The sequence below is a fragment of the Mycolicibacterium vaccae NBRC 14118 = CIP 105934 genome, assembly GCF_001552715.1.
GTDB lineage: Bacteria > Actinomycetota > Actinomycetes > Mycobacteriales > Mycobacteriaceae > Mycobacterium > Mycobacterium vaccae.
In genome coordinates this window covers 1-4,457 of record NZ_BCRS01000266.1, presented here as the reverse complement: position 1 = coordinate 4,457, position 4,457 = coordinate 1, and the positions used below count along the sequence as shown (strand labels likewise).

Genomic DNA, 4,457 nt, shown 5'->3' with positions numbered 1-4,457 from the left:
AACGTCCAGGCCGGCGCCCGCCGAGCGCAGCGCCGACGCCAGGTCGCGACGGGCCCGCGGATTGCGGTGCTCGACATGCTTGGGCAGCGACATCCTGCCGACCGGGCCCGTCCCGCCGGCGTAGTCCGCCGACGAGATCCGGCCCGCCCAGCGATGCTCGGACAGCACCAGTGGGCGCGGATCCTCGTCGTCGCGTGCGGGTTCCAGCACCACGGCCAGTCCGCCGTGGCGGCCCCGGGTGATCGAGATGATGTCGCCGCGGCGCAACGCGGTCAGCGCGTCGCTGGTGGCCTGGCGCCGCTGCAGCCGCGACGCCCGCGACTGCGCACGTTCCCGCTCGGAGATCTGCGCACGCAACCGGACGTAGTCCAGGATCGGCGCATCCCGGCCGCCCATCTCGGCGGCGAGCTCGGCGAGCATGCGCTCGCCCCGCTCGACGCCACGCACGAGTCCGACGACGGAGCGGTCGGCCTGGTACTGCGCGAAGGACCGTTCCAGCAGCTGGTGCGCCTGTGCGGGTCCCATTTGGTGCACCAGGTTGATGGTCATGTTGTAGGTCGGCGCGAATGAGCTGCGCAGCGGGAACGTCCGGGTCGACGCCAGGCCAGCGACCTCGGCAGGGTCGACGTCGGGATTCCACAGCACCACGGCATGGCCCTCGACGTCGATGCCACGGCGGCCCGCGCGGCCCGTCAGTTGCGTGTACTCCCCCGGGGTCAGCGGCATGTGCTGTTCGCCGTTGTACTTCACCAGCTTCTCCAGCACCACGGTGCGGGCGGGCATGTTGATGCCCAATGCCAGTGTCTCGGTGGCGAACACGGCCTTGACCAGGCCGGCGGTGAACAGCTCCTCGACCGTGTGCCGGAAGGTCGGCAGCATCCCGGCGTGGTGGGCGGCGATGCCACGGAGCAACCCTTCGCGCCACTCGTGGAAATCGAGCACGATCAGATCGGAGTCGTTGAGGTCGGCGGTGCGTCGCTCCACGATCTCGGCGATGCGGACCCGCTCCTCCTGGGTGGTCAGCCGCAGCGACGACCGCAGGCACTGTTTGACCGCGGCGTCGCAGCCCGCGCGGGAGAAGATGAACGTGATCGCGGGAAGCAGTTCGGCGTGCTGGAGCACGCCGATCACATCCACCCTGCTCGGCGTGCGGTACAGGCTCGGTGGGCGGCCGCCACGCCCCCGGCCCCGCGGCTGCCAGTCGGCCAGCCGTTCAGCCTCCCGGCGATGGGCGATGTGGCGCAGCAGTTCCGGGTCGACGAGCAGGTCGCGTCCGGCCGCGGCGGAAGCCCGGTAGTCGAACAGGTCCATCAGCCGCTTGCCGACCATCACGTGCTGCCACAGCGGCACCGGGCGGTGTTCGTCGACGACCACCGTGGTGTCGCCGCGCACCGCCTTGATCCAGCCGCCGAACTCCTCGGCGTTGCTCACCGTGGCCGACAGGCTGACCAGGCGGACGTCCTCGGGCAGGTGCAGGATCACCTCTTCCCACACCGCCCCGCGCATCCGGTCGGCCAGGAAATGCACCTCGTCCATCACCACATACGAAAGACCATGCAGCGCGCGCGAATCCGCGTACAGCATGTTGCGCAGCACCTCGGTGGTCATCACCACCACGTCGGCGTCGCCGTTGACGGCCTGGTCGCCGGTGAGCAGGCCGATCCGCTCGGGCCCGTACCTGCGGACGAGGTCGTTGTGCTTCTGGTTGCTCAGCGCCTTGATCGGGGTGGTGTAGAAGCATTTGCGCCCCGCGGCCAGCGCCAGGTGCACCGCGAACTCACCGACGACGGTCTTGCCCGCCCCGGTGGGTGCGCAGACCAGCACCCCGTGGCCCTGGGCCAGCGCGTCGCAGGCGCGGCGCTGGAAGCCGTCCAGTTCGAAGGGCAGCAGCGCGGTGAACGCCGCCAGGCTGTCGGGCGGCGGGCCGGGCTCAGGTGGCGTCGTCATCGACCACGAGGCGGGACGGGGCAGGCACTGCCGTCGGCGCCTCGACCGGCTCCACCGGGCCGATCGGCGCGGCCTCGTCGTCGTCGACGGCGTCCTCGCCCGCCCGCCGCGCCTTGCGCCGGTCACTGAGCCGCGCGAACTGGATGGCCATCTCCATCAGCAACGTCATCGCCAGGGCCAGCGCCAGCATCGAGAACGGGTCCGAACCCGGGGTGACGAACGCACAGAACACGAACACGCCCATGATGAGGCCGCGGCGCCACGCCTTGAGCCGCTCGTAGGTGAGGATGCCGACCAGGTTGAGCATGATGATCAGCAGCGGGAACTCGAAGCTGATCCCGAACACCAGCAGCAGGTTGATCAGGAAACCGAAGTACTGGTCACCCGAGAGCGCGGTCACCTGCACGTCGCTGCCGACGGTCAACAGGAAGCTCAACGCCTTGGACAGCACGACGTAGGCCAGGATCGCGCCGGAGACGAACAGCACCGCGCCGATCGTGACGAAGGCGACCGCGAAGCGGCGCTCCTTGGCGTAGAGGCCGGGGGTGATGAACGCCCACACCTGGTACAGCCACACCGGGCAGGCCATCACGATGCCCGCCGTCATGGCGACCTTCAACCGCAGCATGAACTGGTCGAACGGCGCGGTCGCCAACAACCGGCACTCGCCGTCGGGCGTGATCGAGGCGCGCGCGGAATCCGGCAGCGCACAGTACGGGCCGCGCAGCCAGTCCCCGAGGCTGGGCAGTCCGAACACGCCTTGGCTGTACCAGAGGAAGCCGAGGATCGTCGTCAACAGCACGGCGAGCACGGAGATCAGCAGGCGGCTGCGTAGCTCGGTGAGGTGGTCGACCAGCGACATGGTGCCGTCGGGGTTGACCCGGGCGCGCCGCTGTCGTGGATCGAGCTTCTTGAAGAGTCCGGGAATCTGCACGGGTGGATGCCTAGATGCTGCGCACCGGCGCGAAGTCACGCACGCAGCCGGAGCCGCGTGTCACGAGTCGACCGGTCAGGCGGAGCGCTTGTCCGTCGACGGCTCGGATTCCGGCACACGCTCCGAAGCGATCTGCGTCGGCGTGTCCGGCCGGTCGGACTTCGGCTGGGAGTCCGCCTGCATCTCCTTGATCTCGGACTTGAAGATGCGCATCGACTTGCCCAGCGAGCGCGCTGCGTCCGGGAGCTTCTTGGCACCGAACAGCAGCACGAACACGGCGATGACGATGACCCAGTGCCAGGGTTGTAGACCACCCAATTTGGTTACCTCCAGACGTCTGCGCCGAGTTTACCCGTCCGCCGGGTCGATGCCGACCCGACCGACCTGATACGCCTCCAGCGCCGCGGCCGCGGACTGCCGCACCCGCTCGGCCAGCGCCGGAGGATCGAGCACCCGCACCGCCGAGCCGAACCCGAGCACGAAACGCGCCATCCACTGCTCCGAGGCGTAGGTCATCGCCGCCTCGCACGATCCGTCGGCGAATTCGCGCAGCACCCGCAGTGGGTAGTAGTCGAACATCCAGCCCGCAGACCGGTCGATGAGCAGCGTCGCGGTCGGCAGCGACGGATCGGCGGTGTCGGGATCGAACAGCGAGGTGTCCGGCCCGGCCTGGACCGCGGGCGGCGGCGGCGCCGACGGCTCGTCCAGCACCCGGGCGTCCACGATGCGGTCGAAGCGGAACAACCGCACCGCCTCGGCGGACCGGCACCACGCCTCCAGGTAACTGTGGTCGGCGACCAGCACCACCCGGATCGGGTCGACCACCCGGCTCGACAGCGTGTCGTGGGAGGCGGCGTAGTAGTCGATCGCCAGGGCCCGGTCGTCGCGCACCGCGGTGCGCACGGCCGCGGCCGCCTCACTCTCCACCGGCGCGGGCTCCTCGGCCGCGGCACCCTCCACGCCGTGGCCGACCGTGCCCGCGGCGGACTCGATCTTCGCGATCGCGCTGCGCGCGGCCTCCGGGTCGACCATCCCGGGGACGTCGACCAGGGCGCGCAGCGCCACCAGCACACCGGTGGCCTCTGGTGAGGTCAGCCGCAGCGGATGGTCGATGCCGGCCGAGAACGTCACCTCGATGGTGTCGCCGGAGAACTCGAAGTCGATCAGGTCGCCGGGCCCGTAACCCGGCAGCCCGCACATCCACAGCTGGTTGAGGTCCTCACGCAGCTGCTTGACGCTGACGCCGAGTTCGGTGGCGGCCTCGGTGTAGGTGATCCTCGGATTGGCCTGGAAGTAGGGCACCATGTTGAGCAGCCGGACCAGCCGCTCGCTGACCGCGGTCACCGTGTCTGCGCCTCTCGGGCGGCGTCGGCCGGGGACAGCTGGGCCTGCAGCCGCGCGATCACGTCGTCGCGCAGGGACTGCGGTTCCAGCGCGAGCGCGTCGGCGCCGTAACTGGCGACCTCGCGGGCCAACTTGTCGAACATGTCGATGTCGACGGTGATCTCGTCGCCGGCCCGGCCGCCGACCGTCATCGGCCCGACCACGGTGCCCCGCCGGCGCAGCGCGGTGGCGC

5 protein-coding genes are annotated in these 4,457 nt (G+C 70.1%); all 5 read right to left on the bottom strand.

What is annotated here, in order from left to right:
- Nucleotides 1-1,947 (bottom strand): DEAD/DEAH box helicase (locus MVA01S_RS28765; RefSeq protein ID WP_060941800.1); only part of this gene is annotated, 1,947 nt, incomplete at its 3' end.
- Nucleotides 1,931-2,881: a twin-arginine translocase subunit TatC gene (tatC, locus tag MVA01S_RS28760; RefSeq protein WP_003933515.1), complete on the bottom strand. Its 951-nt coding sequence runs from the start codon at nt 2,879-2,881 to the stop codon at nt 1,931-1,933. The genes tatC and MVA01S_RS28765, both read right to left, overlap by 17 nt.
- A gap of 75 nt (nt 2,882-2,956) precedes the next feature.
- On the bottom strand, nt 2,957-3,199 hold the full coding sequence (gene tatA / locus MVA01S_RS28755) for a Sec-independent protein translocase subunit TatA (protein WP_003933516.1): 243 nt from the start codon (nt 3,197-3,199) through the stop codon (nt 2,957-2,959).
- Between the two features lie 30 nt (nt 3,200-3,229).
- Entirely contained in the window at nt 3,230-4,225 is a 996-nt protein-coding gene (locus MVA01S_RS28750) for a helix-turn-helix transcriptional regulator (protein WP_003933517.1), read from the bottom strand.
- Nucleotides 4,222-4,457: WCX domain-containing protein (locus MVA01S_RS28745; protein ID WP_218006073.1), on the bottom strand; the 236-nt coding region annotated here is incomplete at its 5' end. The genes MVA01S_RS28745 and MVA01S_RS28750, both read right to left, overlap by 4 nt.